The sequence below is a fragment of the Streptomyces sp. WAC03905 genome (assembly GCF_057371075.1).
The window spans coordinates 6,848,492-6,869,326 of sequence record NZ_JBXYDZ010000003.1 but is presented as its reverse complement, the minus strand read 5'-3'; the positions used below and the strand labels follow the sequence as shown (position 1 = coordinate 6,869,326).

Genomic DNA, 20,835 nt, shown 5'->3' with positions numbered 1-20,835 from the left:
TCCGCCCGTTGTCGTCGCGAAGGCCCCCGACCCCCGGTTTCCCCGGTGGGCGGGGGCCTTCGCGTCGTCCGGGCCCGGGTCGTCCCTCCCCGGGATCAGGCGAGGACCACGCAGGAGGCGGCGGGCGCGGGCATCGAGCCCGCCCGGTGCGGCTGGCCGGTCAGCGGGTCCACGTCGAACCACGTGACGTCGCCCGAGTGCTCGTTGGCCGCGTAGAGGCGGTTTCCCGCGGCGTTCGCCGCGAGGTCGCGCGGCCATGCGCCACCGCAGTCCACTGCGCCGGTGAGCCGGGGCTTGCGGGGCCCGTCGGCGAGCGACAGGGTCACGATCACATCGGCTCCGCGGACGGCCGCCCAGACGAACCGCCCGTCGGGCGAGGGCACGACCGCCGAGGGGTACGCCCGTACGGCGCCTGAGCCGCCCGAGGAGACGATCGGAACCTCGCCGACCGGTTCCAGTCGCCCCGATGCGCCGTTCCAGCGGCAGACGGTCACCTGCGGCTCCAGCTCGTGCAGGACGTGGACGGTGTCGCCCCCGGGATGGAAGGCCAGGTGACGGGGCCCGGTCCCGGCGCGCAGCGGCGTCTCGGCGTGCACCCGCAGCTCGCCCGTGGCGGCGTCGGGCACGCACACGCGTACCGAGTCGGTGCCGAGGTCCACGCTGAGCACCCAGCGGCCGGTGGGGTCGGGCAGCACCTGGTGGGCGTGCGGACCCGCCTGCCGTGCGGTGTCGGGGCCGGAGCCCCGGTGCGCCAGGACGCGGGCCGGCCCGCCCGGGCTGCCGTCGGCGGCCAGCGCGAGGCTGCTGACGCTGCCCGAGGTGTAGTGGGCGGTGAACAGGCGGCGGCCGGCGACGCTGACGTGGGTCGGCCCGGAGCCGCCGACGCGCACGGGGGCGCCCAGCGGGGCGAGGCCCCCGGCCGTGGGCCGGAACGCCGTGACCTCGCCCCGGTCGGTCTCGCTCACCGCGTAGAGCACGCCGGTGTCCCGGGCGAGCGCGAGGTACGACGGATCCTCGGCGGTGGTGACCGAGAGCGGGGTCAGCGCCCCGGTCTTCGGATCCACGGTCGCGATGGTCACACCGCGGCCGCCCCCCGAGGTGAAGGAGCCGATGTAGGCCCGGTGTTCGCCGCTTCGGTCCATGCTGTCAGCGCCGCCCACAGGAAACCCCTCTCACCGCTGTCGGATCCGTCCGGAGCCGACGGTAACAGAAGGTCTAGACCAAATCCCGTCCCTGGGCCCGTTCCTGCGCGCCGGAGTGGTGGACGTAGGCCGTGCTGCTGGGGCGGTCCTCGTAGGTGCGGTGGAAGACCGGGGTGGCCGAGCCGGAGATCGGCGGCACGATCCAGGACCAGTCGGCGCCCACCTCGCGGCCCTTGCGCTCCTCGCGTTCCAGGTGGGAGAGGAAGCGCCGGGACTCGCTGTGGTGGTCGGCGATGGTGACGCCGGCGCGGTCGAAGGAGTGCAGGACCGCCCGGTTGAGCTCGACGAGGGCCCGGTCCTTCCACAGGGAGCGGTCGCTGGAGGTGTCCAGACCGAGGCGGCGGGCGACGGCGGGCAGCAGGTTGTAGCGGTCGGTGTCGGCGAGGTTGCGCGCGCCGATCTCGGTGCCCATGTACCAGCCGTTGAAGGGAGCCGCCGGGTAGTGGATGCCACCGATCTCCAGACACATGTTGGAGATGGCGGGCACGGCGTGCCAGCGCAGGCCCCAGTCGGCCCAGCCGTCGCCGTCCGGGTGGCGGATCGGCACCTCCAGGACCGCGTCCGCGGGGGTGTCGAACCAGCGGGGTTTGTCGTCGACGCCCTGGACCACGAGCGGGAGGAGGTCGAAGGGGGTGCCGGCGCCGCCGGACCAGCCGAGCTGGAGCAGGGCCTCGGTCAGCGGGGCGTTGCGGGCGTCGCCGACGGTTATCGAGGGGTGGTCGCCGTACCCGGCGTACCGCACGAGCTGCTCGCTCCAGATCACCGGCCCCGGCCGGTCGGGCGTCTCGGGGGCGAAGACCGTGATGGTCGGCCTGACGCGGCCGCCGTTCGTCGCCTCGCGCAGGTGGTCGAAGCACTCGGCGGCGATCGTGTCGGCGTCGGTGAGCCCGCGGCGGTCACGCACCCGCAGCGAGTTCCAGTAGAGCCTGCCTATGCAGCGGTTGCTGTTGCGCCAGGCCACGCGCGCTCCGTGGACCAGCTCCGCGGGCGTGTGCACGTACGTGCCGGTGTCCGCGAGCTCCGCCCGCACGGCGGCGAGCCGGGCGCGCGGATCACCCGCGCCGGCGTTCTCCCTGTGGAAGAGTCGGATGAACTCCTCGGCCGCCTGCCACACCTGAGCGGTGGTGGAGCGCTGTTGAAGAATTTCCATTCCGGCGGGTTACCCCCTGTCCGACCAGATCCACCCTGTACGTGCCGCATGAATGTGCGCTGAACATTGACCCGTTGTACCTGCCGCAGGTCAGCGGCGTGCGGCATGAGCCCCTGGAACACTCCTCCGGGTGATCCTCGGGGATCCGGCTGCGGACAGGGGGCGCGTCGGCGTAGGATCCGGCGCATTCCGCGGAACTGACGCCACCTCGGGCGCCCCCGCACGCGGGTCGGCCACCCCCTGCCGGACAGTACCTAGGGGCAGGGACGGGTCATGAAGAGCGCCCGCTCGCCCGCCGAGGGCGTGCCGCCGTAGAGGGCCGTGTCGAGGCCGCAGAGGGTGAACCCCATGCGCCGGTAGGCGTGCACGGCGGGCGCGTTGACCGAGCTGACCTCCAGCCAGAGGTGTTCCGCGCCCCGTTCGCGGGCGAACCCGGCGGCCCGCTCCATCAGGGCGCTGCCGATCCCGCGTCCCCGGTGGCCGGGCGCGACCTCGATGTCCTCGACGGTCAGCCGCCGGTTCCACGCGGCGTAGCCGACGGCGGCGAACCCGCACAGCTCGTCGCCGTCGAGGGCGACGAAGGTGCGGGAGTCCGCGTCCACGTCGGGGCCCCGGGCGCCGGCGAACCCCTGCTCGTCGTGCTCCTCCGGCGGGAAGACCTTGCGCACGGGCGGGTCCACCGGGACCTCTCGGAGCAGGAAGCCCCAGCCGTCGGCGGAGGTGGTCACCTCGAAGACGGTGGGGGTGGTGAAGGAGCTGTCCAGGGCCTCGATGGCGCCCGCGTCCTCGGGACGGGCGAGGCGGTAGACGATGCCGTCGGCCGGGCCGTGTGGGGTGGTCATGAGATCCACCGTACGCAAAAAATCCCCCGGCCGAATTCGCTGCCGAGGGAGGAGAGGGCGTATATTCAAGATTTCGCGACTTCGCTTTTGAGCTGGGCCGCGGAAAGCTTACGGAGACACTATATCGCGGCAGGAGCGCAATTGTCAACCGAGGAATTCCGGAAAGAGCAGCAATTCATCACCGATCTCTATCGGCGCCTCGACGACCTGCGCGACCAGGCCGAACAGGCGGTCGAAGGGGCATTGCGGGACGTCGGAACGGGCTTCCAGGCGCGCCTGGAGCGCGATGTCATCGTGGCCGAGCAGTCCGGTCTGCTCTCCGCCCTGAACGCCGGCGAGAACGGCCTCTGTTTCGGCCGGTTGGAGTTCTCCGACGGCCGCGACCACCACATCGGCCGCATCGGGATCCGCGCCGACGACACGGAGCGCACGCCCCTCGTACTCGACTGGCGGGCCGAGGTCGCGCGCCCCTTCTACCTCGCCACCGGACACACCCCCATGGGGCTGCGCCGCCGCCGGCACATCAGCAGCCGCGGCCGGACGGTCACCGCCCTGCACGACGAGATCCTCGACCTGACCGACGCGGAGCGCACGGGTCACGAGGGCGCAGACGCGGACGCGGTCCTGCTGGCCGCGCTCGACGCCGCCCGGACCGGCCGCATGCACGACATCGTGCGGACCATCCAGGCCGAGCAGGACCGGGTCATCCGCTCCACGCACCGCGGGGTGCTGGTGGTCGAGGGCGGGCCCGGCACCGGCAAGACGGCGGTCGCGCTGCACCGCGCCGCGTACCTGCTCTACGCCCACCGCGAGCTGCTCGCCAGGCGCGGGGTGCTGGTCGTCGGGCCGGGGCCCGCCTTCCTGGGCTACATCGGCGGCGTGCTGCCTGCGCTCGGCGAGACGGGCGTGCTGCTGTCCACCCCGGGTGAGCTGTTCCCCGGGGTGCACGCCACCGGCACCGACCGCCCGGGGGCGGCCGCGGTGAAGGGCCGCGCCTCGATGGCGCGGGTCCTGGCGCGGGTCGTGGCCGACCGGCAGCGCCTGCCGGAGCACGTGCCGGCGGACACCGGCGAGGAGTACGACACCGTCCCCGAGGCCGCGCTGGAGATCGACCACGACGACTACGGGACCCTGCTGCTGGACCGCACGATGGCCCACGAGGCGCGCGACCGGGCCCGGGCCACCGGGCTGCCGCACAACCAGGCGCGTCCGGCCTTCGCCTTCCGGATCATCGACGCGCTCACCGCGCAGCTCGCCGACCGCCTCGGCGCGGATCCCTACGGCGGTCCGAACCTGCTCGGTCCGGACGACGTCGCCCAGCTCGGCAAGGAGATCGCGACGAGTCGCGCCGTGCACGCGGCCATCGACTCGCTGTGGCCCTCCCTCACCCCGCAGCGGCTGGTCGCCGACTTCCTGGCGGATCCCACGCACCTGCCCGCGGACGAGGCCCGGCTGATCCGGCGCGCACCCTCGGTCCGGCCGGACTGGACCCCGGCCGACGTACCGCTCCTGGACGAGGCGGCCGAGCTGCTCGGCGAGGACGACAGCGCGCTGCGGGCCGCCGAGGAGCGGCAGCGCCGGCGGCGCATCGCGTACGCACAGGGCGTGCTGGACGTGTCCGCCGGTTCGCAGTCCTACGAGTTCGAGGACGAGGAGAACGAGTACCTCGCGGCGCACGACATCATCGACGCCGAGAGGATGGCCGAACGCCACGAGGAGGCCGACCACCGCAGCACGGCCGAGCGGGCCGCGGCCGACCGCACCTGGGCCTTCGGGCACGTGATCGTGGACGAGGCGCAGGAGCTGTCGGAGATGGCGTGGCGGCTGCTGATGCGGCGCTGCCCGACCCGTTCGATGACCCTGGTCGGGGATCCGGCGCAGACCGGCGACGAGGCGGGCTGCGGGTCCTGGGAGCGGATCCTGACGCCGTACGTGGGCGAGCGCTGGGAGCTGGTCCGGCTCGGGGTCAACTACCGCACGCCGGCCGAGATCATGGAGGTGGCGGCGGCCGTGCTGCGCGAACGCGACCCCGGCTTCGAGCCGCCGCGTTCGGTACGGTCGACCGGGGTGCGGCCGTGGGCGCGGGCGTCCGGGGACCTCGCCGCGGCGGTCGCGGAGGCCGTGGAGCGGGACCGGCCGGCCGAGGGGCGGCTCGCGGTGATCGCACCGCGGGAACGGCACGCGGCGCTGGCGGCCGTTCTGCCGGGGACACGGGAGGGCGCGGAGCCGGATCTGACCCGGGAGGTCGTCCTGCTGGATCCGCGGCAGGCCAAGGGCCTGGAGTTCGACACGGTGATCGTGGTGGAGCCGGCCGACTTCGGGCCGAGCGACCTGTACGTGGCGCTGACCCGGGCCACCCAGGCCCTGGGGATCGTGCACTCCCCCGGCCGGACGCCCGCGGGGCGGGCGCCGGCCTGGGGCGGACTGCTCACGCGCTGATGACGAACGGCGCCTTCGGGTCGCTGCCGAGCGGGGTGGCCAGCTCGGTGAGGGCCCGCTCCAGGCCCTGGAGGTGGGCGAGCGCGGGTCCGGCGGTGCCGGCGGGCGAGGACGTGGCGTGTGCCGCCGCGGGTCCTTCGGCTCCCGCTCGCCGGCGGTCAGCGCCTGGACGGCCGACTCCACGCGCCAGCAGGCGGCGGCGAGCCGGGCGTCGTGGCCGGCGTCCGGGTCGGCGGCGACGGCGACCAGTCCGCGCACCTCGCGGGCGCAGTCGTCCAGCAGGGCGATGACCTGGCCGGCCCGGGCCTTGCGCGCGCGGAACGGGCTGAGCGGGTGGACCAGCGGCGCGAGCGCCATCCGGACCCGGGCGAGCAGGGTCTCCAGCTCCGCGGCGTGCGGGGCGGGATCGGCCGACGGCGAGCCGGCGAGCCGGGCGGTGGCCTGGGCGGAAGCCGCGTGCACGCAGAGCAGGGCGCGCTGGATCCACGCGTCGTTGGTGGCGTGGGTGGTGACCGGCAGGACCAGGACGACGGCCAGCGCGGCGCACGCGGCGCCGACGGCGGTCTCCTCCAGGCGCAGCACGAGCAGGCCGGGGTCCAGCACGCCGAGGAGGCCGTAGAGCAGCCCGGCCATCAGCGTGACCGCGAGGATCATCCAGCTGTAGGAGACGGCGGCCGTGTAGAAGATGCCGAAGACGCAGACGGCGACGAGGAGGGCGGTGGGCAGGGGGGCGCCGTCCAGCGGGATGGCGATCAGCACCCCGGCGGCCACGCCGACGACGGTGCCGAGGACCCGGCGGAAGCCGCGGACCAGGGTCTCGCCGCGGGAGGCCGTGTTGACGAAGATCCACCAGGCCGTGCCCACGGCCCAGTACCAGCGGTCCTCGGAGAGCACCTGGCCGACGGCCAGGGCGACGGCGCAGGCGGCGGTCGCCTGGAAGGCCTGGCGGGTCGTGTGCCGGGCCAGGCCGCGGCCGGGCAGCGGTGCGGGGGCGGCGGGCGGCGGGGTGCGCCGTTCGATGGGCCAGAGCAGGAACCGTACGGCGGCGGAGGCCGCCAGGGCCAGGCCGACGGCGGCGTACAGTTCGGGGAGCTGGGCCGGGAGGGCGTGCAGGAACTGCGTGATGAAGAAGTTCATGAACGCGAAGATCCCGAGGGCGTGTCCGCGCGGGCCCCAGCGGCGGGCGTAGACCCCGCAGAAGACGACGAGGACGAAGGCGGCGTCCCGCAGCGGGGTGATTCCGTGCAGGGCCGTGGCCAGCGCCAGGACCGGGAATCCGGCGGCGGGCAGCAGGGCGGTGGTGACGGCCTGGCGGCGCACGGTCGGGTCGGTGACGGTGAAGAGCGCGAGCAGGGCCGCGAGTCCGCCGGTGATGGAGGCGGTCAGGGAGAGACCGCACAGTTCGGCGAGAACGACGGCGGCGCCGACGCCGAGCACGGCGCGGGCCGCGTTCCTGAGCCTCAGGCGCCCCGGATCCGGAGCTACGAACATCCTCTTCACAGCGGTGTGCCGCCCCCCTGCAGTGGTGCGCGCCGGGTCCGCGCCGCCCCGGGGTGGTGGGCGGCGGACGGGCACGGCGAAGGCGCCGCGCTCCGGAACCGGCCTCGTTGCCGTCCGGCGCTGCGCGGCGCCGTAAGTACATGGATAGGACACAGATAAGCACCTGGGGGCCCACTGGCTCAACTCGACCCCGGTGACCAGTGCCATTGGTACGGCTACTGAGGAGTTGCGTCGGCCACGGGTCTGCCAACGGACCAGTCCGGACGGACGCCTGCGCTCCGACCGCGCACGGCTCTCGTCCGCGTGACCACGCGCTGTTATCGTGCAGCGACCCGGAGGGCGTACGGAAGGGGGCCGGCGTTGACGCGTACAGCGGAGTCCGGGGAGGCCGAGGCGTTCAGCCGGGCCGCCGTGGCCGTCTTCCGGCTGAACGGACGGTTCACCGCGGCCGTCGACCGGCTGACGCTGTCGTTCGGTCTGAGCGCGGCGCGCTGGCAGGTCCTGAGCACCGTCACGGCGGAATCCCTGTCGGTCTCCGAGGTGGCCCGGCGGGTGGGGACCACGCGGCAGAGCGTGCAGCGCATAGCCGACCTGCTCGTCGACCAGGGCCTGGCCGTCTACCTGGACAATCCGGCGCACCGGCGGGCGAAACTGCTCGCCGCGACCGAGCGGGGCGCGGCCGCAGAGCGGGAGATCGACTCCTGTCTGGCCGAATGGGCCCGGCACCTGTGCGAGAGCCTGGGCGGCGAGGAGGAGATGCGGCGAACGGCCGAGATCATTCGGGGCCTGTCGGGCGCGCTGGCCTCGGCCGGCACCGGCGACTCTCCGTGAGGAGCCCGCTCGGGGCTACCGCTATACGGACAAGGTGGCCTGAAACAGCCGACGTTTTTCCCAAGAGTTGACTGCACCGAGGAATCGTCTTTGCGGTACCGTTCGCGCCTGACGCGGGGTTTCAAAGGCGGGGGACCTGTTGAATCGGTTTGTCTTCAGACTGCTGGGGCCACTGCTCGTCCAGGCCGACGACGGCCCCTTGCGCATCAACGGTCGGCGCCAGGCCACGGTCCTCGCGATGCTGGTGCTCTATGCCGACCGCGTCGTCTCGGTGGACACCCTCGTGGACGCCGTCTGGCCGAATTCGCCTCCCGCGACCGCGCGGAACCAGATCGCCATCTGCGTGGCCACCCTGCGCAAGACCTTCAAGCAGGCCGGGGTGACCGATCTGCTGATCACCTCTCCCCCGGGCTACCTGCTGGCCAAGGGTGAGCACCGCGTCGACGTCCAGGAGTTCCTGGAGCGTGCCGACCAGGGGCGCGACGCCGCCCGGCACGGCCGCACCGAGGAGGCCTGCACGCTCTTCGAGGAGGCGCTGAGCATCTGGCGGGGCTCGGCCCTCGACGAGACCCCCGGCTCCCGGCTGGAGGCCGAGGCGACGCGCCTGGAACAGATGCGGCTCACGCTCATCGAGGAGCGGGCGGGGCTGATGCTCCAGCTGGGCCGGCACCGTGCGCTCATAGGCGAGCTCACCGAGCTGGTGGCGCGCCACCCGCTGCGCGAGCAGTGCCGCGAGCACCTCATGCTGGCCCTGTACCGGTCGGGCCAGCGGGCCGAGGCCCTCGACGTGTTCCTGGCCGGCCGCCGGTTACTGACCGAGCAGCTCGGGATCGAACCCGGTCCGGGGCTGCGGCAGTTGCACGAGCTGATCCTGCGGGACTCGCCGGAACTGACCCGGCCCCCGGCGGTGGTCAGCCCCGCGCCGGCCGCCGTGCACACGGTCCCGGCCCAACTTCCCGCGGGGGTCATGGCGTTCACCGGGCGCCAGCGGGAGATGGCCTCGCTGGACCGACTGCTGAAGGAGCCGTACAACCCCCACACCCCGGCGCTGGCCACGATCGTGGGCGTGGGCGGGGTGGGCAAGACGGCGCTGGCGGTGCACTGGGCGAGCCAGGTCGCCGACCAGTTCCCCGACGGCCAGCTCTTCGCCGATCTGCGGGGCTACGACGAGGAGCAGGCGCCGGTCTCGCCCGCCGCCGTGCTCGACCGCTTCCTGCGGGCCCTCGGGATCGCCGCGCCCCAGGTGCCGGCCGATCCCGACGAGCGGGCCTCGCTGTTCCGGAGCCTGCTGAGCACCCGCAAGACGCTGATCGTCCTGGACAACGTCCGTACCTTCCACCAGCTCCGGCCCCTGCTCCCGGGCGGCGGACGCAGCGTGGTGCTGGCCACCAGCAGGGAGAACCTGGGCGACCTGACCGGGGACTACACGGCGCTCAGCATCCGGCTGCGCATGCTGGAGCCCACCGAGGCGACGGCCCTGCTGATCAAACTCGCCGGGGCGGACCGGTTCGGCAGCGACCCGGTGGCCGTGGAGCAGCTCGGTGCGCTCTGCGACTGCCTGCCGCTGGCGCTGCGGATCGCCGGCGCCCGGCTGGCGGCGAAACCCAACCTGAGCGTGCGGAGCCTGGTGGAGCGGCTGCGCGACCACCGCTCGCGGCTCGACGTGCTGAGCCCGGGCGAGGGCGGGGTGCGGGCCGGCTTCCGGCTCACCTACCGGGACCTGCCGCCGGAGGCGGCCCGGATGTACCGGCGCCTCGGGCTGCTGCGCACGGCGGACTTCGCGGCGTGGGCCGGGGCGGCGGTGCTGGACACCAGCGTGTGGCACGCGGAGGAGCTGATCGACCAGCTCGTCGACGCCCAGCTGCTGGAGGTCGCGGAGGCGGCGCCGGGCCGGGCCGCCCGCTACCGCTTCCAGGACCTGCTGCGGCTGTTCGCCCGGGAGCGGGCGGAGTCGGACGAGCCGGAGGAGGAGACGGACGCCGCGCTGGAGCGGGCCTTCGGCGCCTGGCTCTGGCTGGCCGAGGAGGCGCACCGGCGGATCGACGGACGGGACTTCCCGGTGGGCCGGCCCGCCGCACCCGCACCCGGCTTCCTGGGCGAGCTCGCCGACGAGCTGCTGGGCGCGCCGATGGACTGGTTCGAGTCGGAGCGCACCGCCGTGACCGACGTGGTGGCGCAGGCGGCGGAGACGGGCCGGGCGGGCTACGCCTGGATGCTGACCGAGAGCGCGGTGCCGCACTTCGAGACGAAGAACTACCTGGAGGACTGGCAGCGCAGCGCCGATCTGGCCCTGGCCTCGGCCCGGCGGGCCGGCGACGAGCGGGGCGAGGCGACGATGCTGCGGATCCTGGGGTCGTTGGCGATCTACCAGCGGCGCTACGAGCAGGCCGAGGGCTGGAACATGGCCGCGCTGCGTCTGCTGCGCGCCGCGGGTGATCCGGGCGGTGCGGCGCTGGCCCAGCGGAACCTGGCGATGTGCGCGCGGTTCCAGGGCGACTGGGAGCGGGCGCTGGAGTACTGCGAGGCGGCGCTCAGCGGATTCCACGCGTCCGGGGACATCGGCAACGAGGCCCATCTGCTGGGGTTCCAGGCGCAGATCGAACTGGACCGGGGCAACGTGGGCGGCGCGCTGCCGCTGGCGCAGGAGGCGGTGGCGCTCAGCCGGCGTACCGGATCGGTACGGGCGGAGGCCCAGAGCGTGTACCGGCTGGCCGAGGTGCGGCTGCGCGCCGGGGATCTCGGCGAGGCGGCCGAGGCGTTCGGTTCGGTGCTGCGGCTGACCCGCGGTGAGGGCGACCGGGTCGGTGAGGCCCACGCGCTGCGGGGCCTGGGGCAGACGCAGTGGAGCCAGGGCCTGCTGCAGGCGGCGGGGGACACGCTGCGGCAGGCCCTGGAGATCACTGAGGAGCTGGCGGACCGGTTCCTGTACGCCCGGGTGGAGACGGACCTCGGGTGCGTGGACGCGCTCGGGGGCCGCTGTGCGGAGGCGGCGGAGAGGTTCCGGCGGGCCTGTGCCGGCTTCGGCGAGGTCGGCGCGCAGCCCTGGCGGGCGCAGGCGGGCCGGCTGCTGGTGGCCGTACGGGACGCGGGAGGCGAGGAGGCACCGTGCGGTGGGGGGCCCGGAGGGCTGCCGCATCGTTCCTTCACTCCGGAGGAACTGACGGAGCTGCTGGCGCATCCGGCGAACTGACGCCCGTCCGGTACGGATCGGGCCGCGGCGGTGTGCGCGGGGTGCGGCGCTGCGGTGGTGCGGGGCCGCGTGGTGCGGGCTTGCGGTGGTACGGGCTTGCGGTGGTGCGTGGGGCGGTGGTGCGGGCGGAGCGGCGCGGCGCGTGAGTGGGGGGCGCCGGGGGTGGTCAGCCCCAGGGCATGTCGCCGTTCGTGCCGGCGGAGCCCGGGTGCGAGGGGTGCAGCGGCTTGACGACCCCCCACGGCATGTCGTCCGCCTGGACGCTGGTGCTCGCCTGCGCCGTCAGGGCCGTGGCGGCCCCCGTGCCCACGAACATCCCCGCAAGAACGACCAGGCAAGCGGCCGTCGTCTTCGCCGTCCGGGTGCTGCGCATCTCGGATTCCCCTCTCGGTGGATCATCACTGCCGCTCGCTGCGGCATGAATGGAACAGTAGGGACGGCTCCTTTCTCTTCCGTGTTCCATCGATTTCGCGACCGAGGCCCCCCTCGAAATCGCCACGATATCGAGGGGACAACGGGCTCCTCTAGCTTCGTTCGAAGATTCTTCTCAGGAATCACGGATGGGGCGGTACATGGAATTCCGAGTGCTCGGGCCAGTAGAGGTACGGCGGGACGGCCACCGGGTCGCGTTCTCCGGGGCGAAGCTGCACACCGTGCTCGCGGCGCTCCTCCTGGCCCGCGAAGAAGTGGTGTCGGACGAGCGGCTGTGCCGGCTGCTGTGGGGCTGGGCGCCCCCGGCCACCGTCAGCGCACAGCTCTACACCTATATTTCGCGCCTGCGCAAGATTCTCGGCGCCGACGTGATGATCGATCGCAGACCGCCGGGATATGCCATGAGCATCGGTAATGCGACCGTCGACCTGAACGAATTCGAGAAGCTGGCGCTCGCCGGCCGCGAGGCACTGGTCAAAGAGGACTTCGAAAGGGCCGGTGAGCTGCTGCGCGACGCCCTGGCCCGGTGGAACGGGCAGCCCTTCGCGAACGCCACGGAATACCTCGCCGACGCCGAGGCCCCGCGGCTGACCGAGGCGCGGGCCGTCACGCTGGAGCACCGCATCGCCGCCGACCTCGCCCTGGGCCGCCACGAGCAGATCACCGGTGAACTCACCGGACTCGTCGCCGAGTTCCCGCTGCGCGAGCGCATCAGGTGCCAGCTCATGACGGCCCTGTGCCGGTCCGGGCGGCAGGCGGACGCCATCCACCTCTACCACCACGGCCGGGCGGTGCTCGCGGACGAGCTCGGCGTCAATCCGGGTGAGGAGCTCCAGGCCACCTACCGGGCCCTGCTGGACGGGACGCTCGACCGGTGGCAGGGCTCCGCCCCGGCCGTCCGCGCGGGCGGGGCCCGGCCGCGGCCCGCCGGACCGTCGGCCGGGACGCCGGCCATGCTGCCCCCGGACACCGTCGACTTCACCGGGCGGGGACCGGAACTGGAGCTGGTGTGCCGTGCCCTGACCCCCGAGGGGCAGGGCTCCGGACGGCCCCGCCGGGTCCTGGTCACGGGCATGGCCGGGCTGGGGAAGACCGCACTGGCCGTCCACGCGGCCCACCGCTGCCAGCGGCACTTCCCCGACGGGCAGTTGTACGCCGACCTGCGCGCCGCGGACGGCACCCCGCGCCACCCGGCCCGGGTGCTGCGCCGTCTGCTGCGGGCGCTGGGCCCGACGGACGACGTACCGGTCACCGACGACCAGGACCAGCTGGTGCGCCTCTACCGGGAGCGGACGCGGGGGCGGCAGCTGCTGATCGTCCTGGACAACGCCTCGGGGGCGGCCCAGCTCGGTCCGCTGCTGCCCAACACCCCCGAACCCGCCGTCCTGGTGACGGGGCGTACGGCCCTGCCCACCGTGGCCGGAGCGCACACCGTGGCCCTCGCGCCCCTGGAGGCCCGCGACTCCCTGGAGCTGCTGGCCGCGGCCGCCGGTCCGGCCCGGGTGGCGGGCGCTCCCCGCGCCGCGTCCGCGATCGTCGAGCACTGCGCCGGCCTGCCGCTGGCGCTGCGGATCGTCGGGACCCGGATCGCGGCCCGGCCGCACTGCACCCCCGACCGGCTCGCCCGCAGGCTCGCGGACCCCGTCACCCGGCTGCGGGAACTGCACTCGGGCGACATGGACGTGCACACCTCCCTGCTGCCGTCCTGGCGCGCGCTGGAGCCGGAGGTGCGGGCGGTGTTCCCGGCGCTGGCGGCGCTGGGCCCGGAGCCGTTCCCGGCCGCCGAGGCCGCGACCGCCCTGGACCTGCCGGAGGCCGAGGCCGAGCGGCTGCTGGAGGCGCTCGCCGACGCGGCCCTGCTGGAGGTCAGCGGCGCGGACGAGTGGGGGCAGCCCTGCTACCTGTTCCACCCGCTCGTACGGCTCTTCGCGCTCTCCCTGGCGGAGGGGCGGGCCCCCCTGCCCGGCGACCGGGCGGCCCGCACGGAGCATAACCGGCGGCTAACCCACCGCCCCTAGCCTCGCCCTGCCCCGCAGCAGGGCGTCCCGGCCCGTACCCACCCCGAGCACGCACACGCCAACGGCCCGTAACACCGAATGGAGTTGGACCATGACCGAGCTCCTGCCCGCTCGCGCGGACAGTGCCGCGTCCTTCCCGATGACCGAGACGCAGCAGGCACTGATGATCGGGCGAGGCGAAGCCGTCGAGATGGGCGGCATCGGCTGCTACGGCTACTTCGAGTGGGAGCGCGCCGACCTCGACCCCGAACGGTTCGCCGCCGCCTGGCGCAAGGTGGTCGCCCGCCACGACATGCTCCGCGCGATCGGCAGCACGGACGGTACCCAGTGGGTGCCGTCCGACCCGCTGCCGTTCTCGATACCGGTCGTGGACCTGACCGGCCTGTCCGCCGACGCAGCACGGGAGCACCTCGCCGCGCTGCGCGAGGAGATGAGCCACGTGGTCTTCCCGGTCGGCAGCTGGCCGCTGTTCGACCTGCGGATCATCCGGCTGGGCGGTCCGGAGAACCTCGGCCGGGTCCACCTGGGGATCGACCTGCAGGTGCTGGACGCCTCCAGCGCCTTCCAGGTGCTCTTCCCCGAGCTGGTCGACCTGTACGAGAACCCCGACGCGGAACTCCCGGAGCCCGGCATCTCCTTCGCCGAGTACGCCCGCTGGCGCGCCGACGCGCTGCCGCACACCGAGGCCTTCCGGGCGGCCCGCGACTACTGGGTGCGGCGCGTGCCCACCCTGCCGCCCGCCCCGTCGCTGCCCACGGGCGGATCCGGCGGGGACACCGGCGAGGTCCGGTTCGACCGGCGCGAGCACCGGCTCTCCGCCGCCGACTGGCAGCGGTTCACCGAGCGGGCGCACGAGGCGGGGACGACCCCCTCGGTCCTGCTGACCGCGGCCTTCGCCGAGGTGGTCCGGGCCTGGGCGGAGGAATCGGACTTCACGATCAACTACCCGGTTTTCCAGCGCCCGGCGGTGCACCCGGACATCAGCGGCGTGCTCGGCGACTTCACCAACGCGGTGATGCTCGCCGCCGACGGTTCGGGGGCGACCTTCCTCGACCGTGCGCACGCCCTGCGCGACCAGCTCGCCCGGGACGTGGAGCACGGCTCCTTCAACGGCGTCCGCGTGCTGCGGGAGCTGACGCGTCTGCACGGGGTGGGCGCGCAGGCCGGGATGCCGGTGGTGGTCACGAGCCTGCTCGACTACCCGGTGCGCCGGCCCGTCACGGACCTGGGCCGGGAGGTGTACTCGATCTCGCAGACCCCGCAGGTGACTCTCGACGTGCAGTTGCGCGAACTGGCCGGCGAGCTGCGCGTCATCTGGGACTTCGTCGACGGTGCCTTCGCGCCCGGTTTCGTGGACGCCGCCTTCGGGGTGTACGTGGACCTCCTGACCCGGCTCACCGAAGACCCGGACAGCCTGCACACCGCCCGCTTCGACCTGATCCCGCCGGCCGAGCGGGAGCTGCGCCGGCGCGTCAACGACACCTCCGGGCAGATCCCGTACACCACCCTGCACGAGCTGTTCGCCCGCCAGGCCGACCTCACCCCCGACGCCGAGGCCGTGGTGGACGCCTCCGGGCGGCGGCTGAGCTACGCCGAACTGGCCGCGTACGCCTGGCGGATCGGGCACACGCTGCGCGAGCACGGCGCGGCCCCGGGCGAGCTGGTCGCCGTGGTGATGGAGAAGGGCTGGGAGCAGTACGCCGCGGTGTACGGGATCCTCGCCTCCGGCGCCGCCTACCTGCCGCTGGACGCCTCCGTGCCGCCGGAGCGGCTGCGCCGGCTGCTCGCCGAGGCCAAGGTCGACCGGATCCTCACGCAGTCCTCGCTGGACTCGCGGATCAGCTGGCCGCCCACGGCCCGCCGCTACCGGGTGGACAAGGACTTCGAGACCGGCGCCGCCACCCGGCCGGACACCGCGCAGACCCCGGCGGACCTCGCGTACACGATCTTCACCTCGGGTTCGACGGGCGAGCCCAAGGGCGTGATGGTCGACCACATCGGTGTGGTCAACCTGATCCGTGACGTCGCGGAGCGCTTCGAGGTCGGCCCGCGGGACCGGCTGCTGGCCATTTCCGGGCTGCACTTCGACGCCTCGATCTACGACGTCTTCGGGGTGCTCACGCAGGGCGGGACCGTCGTGGTGCCACCGCCGTTCGAGCACGCCGAGCCCGACGTGTGGGCCGACCTGGTGCGGGCGGAGCGGGTCACCCTGTGGAACTCCGTACCCGTGCTGATGGAACTCCTCGTCGGCGAGGCGGAGGTGCGCGAGCGGCGCGGGGGCGGCCGGCCGCTGGAGTCCCTGCGGCTCTCGGTGCTCTCCGGCGACTGGATCCCGCTGACGCTGCCGGACCGGCTGCGGGCGCAGAGCCCGCGGATCCAGGTGGTGGGTTCGGGCGGTCCCACCGAGACGATCTGCTGGTCGCTGTTCCAGCCGATCGGCGAGGTCGACCCGTCCTGGACGAGCATCCCGTACGGCAAGCCGATCACCAACCAGCGCTACTACATCGTCGACGGGGCGGCGTACGAGCGGCCGCTCGGCGTCGTCGGCGAGATGGCCGTGGCCAGCGACGTCGGCCTCGCCCTCGGCTACTGGAACGACGCCGGGCGCACCGAGAGCCGCTTCGTGCGCCTGCCGGAGACCGGCGAACGCGCGTACCTGACCGGTGACCTGGGCCGCTACCTGCCGGACGGCAGCATCGAGATCCTGGGCCGGGACGACTTCCAGGTGAAGATCCAGGGGCACCGGATCGAGCTGGGCGAGATCGAGGCCGTGCTGCGCCAGGACGCCGAGGTCGAGGCGGCCGTGGTCGTGGCGCCGGCCAGCGCCCACGGGGTCCGCAGGCTGCACGCCTTCGTGGTGGCGGGGGCCGGCTGCGACGCGGGCGCCGCCGACCGGGTGCTGGAGCGGCTCGCCGCGCAGCTGCCCGGCTACATGGTGCCGGCCGCGGTGACCGCGCTGGACGAGCTGCCGCTGACCCGCAACGGCAAGGTCGACCGGCTGCTGCTGGCCTCCTCCGCCGGGAGCCGGCAGTCCGCCGCCGACGCGTCGGTCGTGGACGGCGGCGACGGGCCGGGCAGCGCGCTGGAACTCGTGCTGTGCGCGGCGGTCGCCGACATCCTCGGCCTGGACGGGGTGGCGCCCGGCGACAACTTCTTCACCCTGGGCGGCGACTCGCTCAGCGGGACCCGGCTCGCGGGACTGCTCAAGGAGCTGCTCGGGGTGCCGGTTCCGGTCAAGACCGTGTTCCAGAACCCGGTGGTCCGCGAGCTGGCCGAGAAGATCGCCGCGGACGAGCAGCACGGCGCCGAGGCCATCGCGGCGGCCGAGGCCTTCGGCGAGCTGGAGGCCGACGAGACGGACACCGCCGGTGCGAACGGCTGAGGACACCGCCCGGTTCAGCACGGCCATCACGGACGATTCCGAGAGGGGACAGTCATGAGTCTCACCCTGCCCGCGCCCGTCACCGGTCCACTGGACGGGGAAGGGCTGCCCGGCGGCGCGCCGCGGGTACCCGCGCCGGACCTGGTCGATTTCGCCGCGCACGCCAACACCCGCCTCAGAGAACGCGATTCGGTCCTGTACGACCTGTTGTCCCGGGAGTCGGCGCGCCAGCGCGACACCCTGATGATGGTCGCGGCGTCCAGCGTCGCGGACCCCTCCGTGCTGGCCTGCGAGGGCAGTGCGCTGGGGAACCTGACGGCCGAGGGTTTTCCCGGGAACCGCTACCACGCGGGCTGCGGCGTCGCCGACGAGATCGAGCGCCTGGCGATCGAGCGGGCGTGCGCGGCCTTCGGGGCGCGGGACGCGATCGTGCAGCCGCACTCCGGGTCGTCCGCGAACCTCGCCGTGATCACGGCGCTGCTGAGCCCGGGCGACAGCCTGCTCGGGCTCGACCTGGACTGCGGCGGCCACCTCACCCACGGCTCCCCCGCGTCCGTGACGGGCCGCTACTACCGCGCCCACGGCTACCGGGTGACGCCGGAGGGTCTGCTCGACTACGACCAGATCCGCGAACTGGCCCTGGAGCACCGGCCGAAGCTGATCGTGTGCGGGGCGAGCGCGTACCCCCGCAGCATCGACTTCGCCCGGTTCCGGGAGATCGCCGACGAGGCCAACGCCTACCTCCTGGCCGACATCTCGCACATCGCGGGACTCGTCGCCGCCGGCCTGCACCAGAGCCCGGTCGACCACGCCCACGTGACCACCACCAGCACCTACAAACAGCTCTACGGCCCGCGCGGCGGGCTGATCCTGCTGGGCCGCGAGGCCCGCCGGGCGGGACCGGAGCGCGGCACCCTCGCGGCGACCCTGCGCCGGGCGGTGTTCCCCTTCACCCAGGGCACCCCCGACCTGGCGTCGGTGGCGGCCAAGGCCCGCGCGCTGGACTTCGTGGCCAGCCCGGACTTCGCCGAGGTCGCCAAGCGGTTGGCCGACGGTGCCCAGGCGATCGCCGAGCGGCTCCTGGACCGGGGTTTCCGGCTGGTCACCGGTGGTACGGACACCCACATGGTGCTGCTCGACCTGCGCGGCTGCGGTGTCACCGGGGACGTGGCCGAGGAGGCCCTGGAGTCCTGCGGGATCGTCGTCAACCGCAACCGGGTCCCGGGGGACACCACGCCGGTCCGGGTGACGGGCGGCCTGCGGCTGGGCACCAACACGCTGGCCGCGCGCGGGATGGACCGGACGGTGGCCGCCGAGTGCGCCGACCTGGTCGCGGACGTCCTCGTGGCGCTCGCCGCGTCCGGCGGGGCGCTGCCGGACGCGCTGCGCGACCGGGTCCGCTCGCGGGTGTCGGAGCTGTGCGCCGCCCATCCCCTGCCGGGGTACCTGCCGTGACCTTCAGCGGCTTCCCGCCCTCGGCACTGCGCCTGTACGAGGACCTCGCGGCCGACAACAGCAAGGAGGCGTGGCGGCTGCGCCACCGCGAGCGGTACGAGCGCGACGTGCGTGCGCCGATGGACGAGCTGGCCGCTGAACTGGGCACGTTCTTCGGGGAGTGGGCCGGGCCGGACGGGGTGCAGGTGCTCGGCCCGGTCCGGGACACGCGGATGTCCCACGACAAGTCCCCGTACAAGACCTACCAGGGGGCCTACCTGGACCTGCTGCCCTGCCTCGGCCTGTGGGTGCACCTGGACCGGGACGGGCTGTACGCCTCCGGCCGCTGGTACCCGTACGCCGGGGCCGAGGTGGCCCGCTTCCGCGCCGCCGTCGAGGAGGAGGACGGCGGTGCGGAACTGGCCCTGATCACGGGCCGGCTGGAGCGGGCGGGTTTCGTCCTCGGCGGGGACCGGCTCAAGTCCCGGCCGCGGGGGGTGCCCGCGGACCACCCGCGGCTGGACCTGCTGCGCCACCGCAAGATCGACGCGGGGCGCCGCTACGGTCCGGCCGCGGGCCTGCACACGGCGCGTGCCGGGGAGCTCGTACGGGAGACCTGGCTGCTGGTACGGCCGCTGCTGGACTGGATGGCGGCCCGTGAACTCACCCCGAAGCCCAGAGAACGAGGAGTTGACGATCCGTCATGAACAAGGGTGCTTCCGGCATCGTCGATCTGCGCAGCGACACGGTGACCCGGCCGGGTCCCGGGATGCGGGCCGCGATGGCCGGCGCGGAGGTCGGTGACGACCTCTTCGGGGAGGACCCGACCGTCCGGGCCCTGGAGGAGCGGGTCGCCGGGCTCTTCGGTTTCCCGGCGGCGCTGTTCACGCCGTCCGGGGTGATGGCCAACCAGATCGCGCTCCAGCTCCTCGTCGCACCCGGCGAGGAGCTGGTGTGCGACGCCGAGGCGCACGTCCTGGCCCACGAGGAGGCCTCCCCCGCGCGCTACGGCGGGATACAGACCCGCACGGTGACGGCCGAGCGGGGGGTGATCACCCCGGCCCTGCTGGCGGGCGTGCTGCGGCGGGGCAACGCGTACACCCTGGGCACGCGCGCGGTGGAAGTGGAGCAGACCCACACGCGGGCCGGAGGCACGGTCCATCCGCTCCCGGTGCTGCGGGCGGTGCGCGAGCTGACGTCCGCCGCGGGGGTGGCGGTCCACATGGACGGCGCCCGGATCTGGAACGCGATGGCCGCGACCGGGACATCGGCGGAGACGTACGGGGAGACGGCCGACTCGCTGTCCGTGTGCCTGTCGAAGGGGCTGGGCGCGCCGGTCGGCTCGGTGCTCCTGCTCCGGGCCGAACACCTGCCCAGGGCGAGGAAGTTGCGGCACGGTCTGGGCGGCGGCATGCGGCAGTCGGGCATCCTGGCCGCTGCGGGACTGTACGCCCTCGACCACCACGTGGAGGCGATCGCCGAGGACCACGACCACGCCGGGCTGCTGGCGGCGGGACTGCGGGACGCGGGTTTCCCCGTACGCCCGCCCGAGACCAACATCGTCCTCGTCGGGGTGCCGGGCGCCGACGAGGTCGTCGTGCGGGCCGCGCAGGAAGGAGTGCTGGTGACCGCGCCGGACCCGGACACCGTCCGGCTGGTCACCCATCTGGACGTAGGACGCGAGGCGTGTCGGCGGGCCCTGGAGGTGCTGACCGCCGTGATGACCGATGTCGTCGCCGGGGTGCGCAAGGCCGCGCCCGCGGGACGCTCGCAAGAAGCGGAAGAGAGCGAAGTAGCAGCATGAGTTTAGAAGTCCGGCCCGCCACGGCGGATCTGTGGGACGACGTCCGCCGGGTGCTCCAGCCGAAGAAGAGCGCGCACACGTGCTGGTGCATGGCGTGGCGGCTGACCACCGGCGACTACGGGCGGATGACCGCGGAGGAGCGGGGCGAGCACCTGCGCACCCTCACGGAGAAGGCGGACCCGCCGCCCGGGGTCCTCGGTTTCCTGGACGGCGAGGTGGCCGGCTGGTGCAACGTGGCGCCGCGCCGTCAGCTCGACCGGCTCACCTCCTCGAAGACGATCACACCGGTGGACGACGTGCCCGTGTGGTCGGTGACCTGTTTCGTCGTGCGCAAGGAGTTCCGCGGCAAGGGGGTCGCCTCCGGCCTGCTGGAGGGGGCCGTCGAGCACGCGCGGGCGAACGGCGCGCCCGCCGTCGAGGGCTATCCGGTCGATCCCGAGGGCGGCCGGGTGAACCCGACCCTCGCCTACGTCGGGACGATGGACATGTTCGAACGGGCCGGCTTCCGCCGGATCCAGCGCACCGAGGCGAAGAGCGACAAGCGGCACCGCTGGATCGTCCGGCGCGACCTGGTCTGACCGTCCTCACCGGTACCGGTGTCGGAGGAAGGG

At 73.8% G+C, this 20,835-nt stretch carries 13 protein-coding genes and 1 pseudogene; 9 read left to right on the top strand and 5 right to left on the bottom strand.

Annotated features, from left to right (window positions below; all coding sequences use genetic code 11):
- Positions 1–95 precede the first annotated feature (95 nt).
- The 3 genes from AC2RP6_RS33455 to AC2RP6_RS33445 form a co-directional block, all read right to left on the bottom strand.
- Positions 96–1,142 (bottom strand): lactonase family protein, encoded by a 1,047-nt coding sequence (locus AC2RP6_RS33455; protein ID WP_486449576.1) that lies wholly within the window; start codon positions 1,140–1,142, stop codon positions 96–98.
- A 73-nt stretch (positions 1,143–1,215) separates the two neighbouring features.
- Positions 1,216–2,352 carry a nitric oxide synthase oxygenase gene (locus AC2RP6_RS33450; RefSeq protein ID WP_486449575.1) on the bottom strand — a complete coding sequence of 379 codons (1,137 nt, stop codon included), beginning with the start codon at positions 2,350–2,352 and terminating at the stop codon, positions 1,216–1,218.
- Between the two features lie 254 nt (positions 2,353–2,606).
- On the bottom strand, positions 2,607–3,194 hold the full coding sequence (locus AC2RP6_RS33445) for a GNAT family N-acetyltransferase (protein WP_486449574.1): 588 nt from the start codon (positions 3,192–3,194) through the stop codon (positions 2,607–2,609).
- Between the two features lie 141 nt (positions 3,195–3,335).
- On the opposite strand from AC2RP6_RS33445, the gene AC2RP6_RS33440 reads away from it, so the two are divergent.
- Positions 3,336–5,633 carry a HelD family protein gene (locus AC2RP6_RS33440; RefSeq protein WP_486449573.1) on the top strand — a complete coding sequence of 766 codons (2,298 nt, stop codon included), beginning with the start codon at positions 3,336–3,338 and terminating at the stop codon, positions 5,631–5,633.
- Here the strand turns inward: AC2RP6_RS33440 and AC2RP6_RS33435 are convergent.
- Positions 5,623–7,124 (bottom strand): annotated as a pseudogene (locus AC2RP6_RS33435) (FUSC family protein). The gene AC2RP6_RS33440 and the pseudogene AC2RP6_RS33435 overlap by 11 nt on opposite strands.
- Before the next feature lie 369 nt (positions 7,125–7,493).
- Between AC2RP6_RS33435 and AC2RP6_RS33430 the strand changes: the two are divergent.
- Positions 7,494–7,964, top strand: a complete 471-nt coding sequence (locus AC2RP6_RS33430) for a MarR family winged helix-turn-helix transcriptional regulator (RefSeq protein WP_486449572.1) — start codon at positions 7,494–7,496, stop codon at positions 7,962–7,964.
- A 139-nt stretch (positions 7,965–8,103) separates the two neighbouring features.
- Entirely contained in the window at positions 8,104–11,154 is a 3,051-nt protein-coding gene (locus AC2RP6_RS33425; RefSeq protein ID WP_486449571.1) for an AfsR/SARP family transcriptional regulator, read from the top strand.
- 166 nt (positions 11,155–11,320) lie between these two features.
- Here AC2RP6_RS33425 and AC2RP6_RS33420 read toward each other — a convergent pair whose 3' ends face one another.
- A complete protein-coding gene (locus tag AC2RP6_RS33420) occupies positions 11,321–11,527 on the bottom strand; it encodes a hypothetical protein (RefSeq protein ID WP_486449570.1) in 207 nt (68 codons plus the stop codon).
- Positions 11,528–11,738: 211 nt separating this feature from the next.
- Between AC2RP6_RS33420 and AC2RP6_RS33415 the strand changes: the two genes are divergently transcribed.
- From AC2RP6_RS33415 to AC2RP6_RS33390, 6 genes are all read left to right on the top strand, one after another.
- The gene (locus AC2RP6_RS33415) at positions 11,739–13,604 is read left to right on the top strand and encodes an AfsR/SARP family transcriptional regulator (RefSeq protein ID WP_486449569.1); all 1,866 of its coding nucleotides are present in this window, start codon (positions 11,739–11,741) and stop codon (positions 13,602–13,604) included.
- Positions 13,605–13,695: 91 nt separating this feature from the next.
- Positions 13,696–16,986 carry a non-ribosomal peptide synthetase gene (locus AC2RP6_RS33410; RefSeq protein ID WP_486449568.1) on the top strand — a complete coding sequence of 1,097 codons (3,291 nt, stop codon included), beginning with the start codon at positions 13,696–13,698 and terminating at the stop codon, positions 16,984–16,986.
- A 54-nt stretch (positions 16,987–17,040) separates the two neighbouring features.
- Positions 17,041–18,441: a serine hydroxymethyltransferase gene (locus AC2RP6_RS33405; RefSeq protein ID WP_486449567.1), complete on the top strand. Its 1,401-nt coding sequence runs from the start codon at positions 17,041–17,043 to the stop codon at positions 18,439–18,441.
- Positions 18,438–19,127 (top strand): DUF2461 domain-containing protein, encoded by a 690-nt coding sequence (locus AC2RP6_RS33400; protein WP_486449566.1) that lies wholly within the window; start codon positions 18,438–18,440, stop codon positions 19,125–19,127. The genes AC2RP6_RS33405 and AC2RP6_RS33400 overlap by 4 nt, the downstream gene beginning before the upstream one ends.
- Positions 19,124–20,224, top strand: a complete 1,101-nt coding sequence (locus AC2RP6_RS33395) for a threonine aldolase family protein (protein WP_486449565.1) — start codon at positions 19,124–19,126, stop codon at positions 20,222–20,224. The genes AC2RP6_RS33400 and AC2RP6_RS33395 overlap by 4 nt, the downstream gene beginning before the upstream one ends.
- Positions 20,221–20,802 (top strand): GNAT family N-acetyltransferase, encoded by a 582-nt coding sequence (locus AC2RP6_RS33390; RefSeq protein ID WP_030818697.1) that lies wholly within the window; start codon positions 20,221–20,223, stop codon positions 20,800–20,802. Before AC2RP6_RS33395 ends, AC2RP6_RS33390 begins: the two co-directional genes overlap by 4 nt.
- Positions 20,803–20,835: the final 33 nt, after the last annotated feature.

Bases quoted from the DNA above. Each gene is read 5' to 3' on its own strand.
- AC2RP6_RS33420 (WP_486449570.1), bottom strand. From the start codon at position 11,527: ATGCGCAGCACCCGGACGGCGAAGACGACGGCCGCTTGCCTGGTCGTT.
- AC2RP6_RS33410 (WP_486449568.1), top strand. From the start codon at position 13,696: ATGACCGAGCTCCTGCCCGCTCGCGCGGACAGTGCCGCGTCCTTCCCG.
- AC2RP6_RS33395 (WP_486449565.1), top strand. From the start codon at position 19,124: ATGAACAAGGGTGCTTCCGGCATCGTCGATCTGCGCAGCGACACGGTG.
- AC2RP6_RS33405 (WP_486449567.1), top strand. From the start codon at position 17,041: ATGAGTCTCACCCTGCCCGCGCCCGTCACCGGTCCACTGGACGGGGAA.
- AC2RP6_RS33390 (WP_030818697.1), top strand. From the start codon at position 20,221: ATGAGTTTAGAAGTCCGGCCCGCCACGGCGGATCTGTGGGACGACGTC.
- AC2RP6_RS33450 (WP_486449575.1), bottom strand. From the start codon at position 2,352: ATGGAAATTCTTCAACAGCGCTCCACCACCGCTCAGGTGTGGCAGGCG.
- AC2RP6_RS33445 (WP_486449574.1), bottom strand. From the start codon at position 3,194: ATGACCACCCCACACGGCCCGGCCGACGGCATCGTCTACCGCCTCGCC.
- AC2RP6_RS33455 (WP_486449576.1), bottom strand. From the start codon at position 1,142: ATGGACCGAAGCGGCGAACACCGGGCCTACATCGGCTCCTTCACCTCG.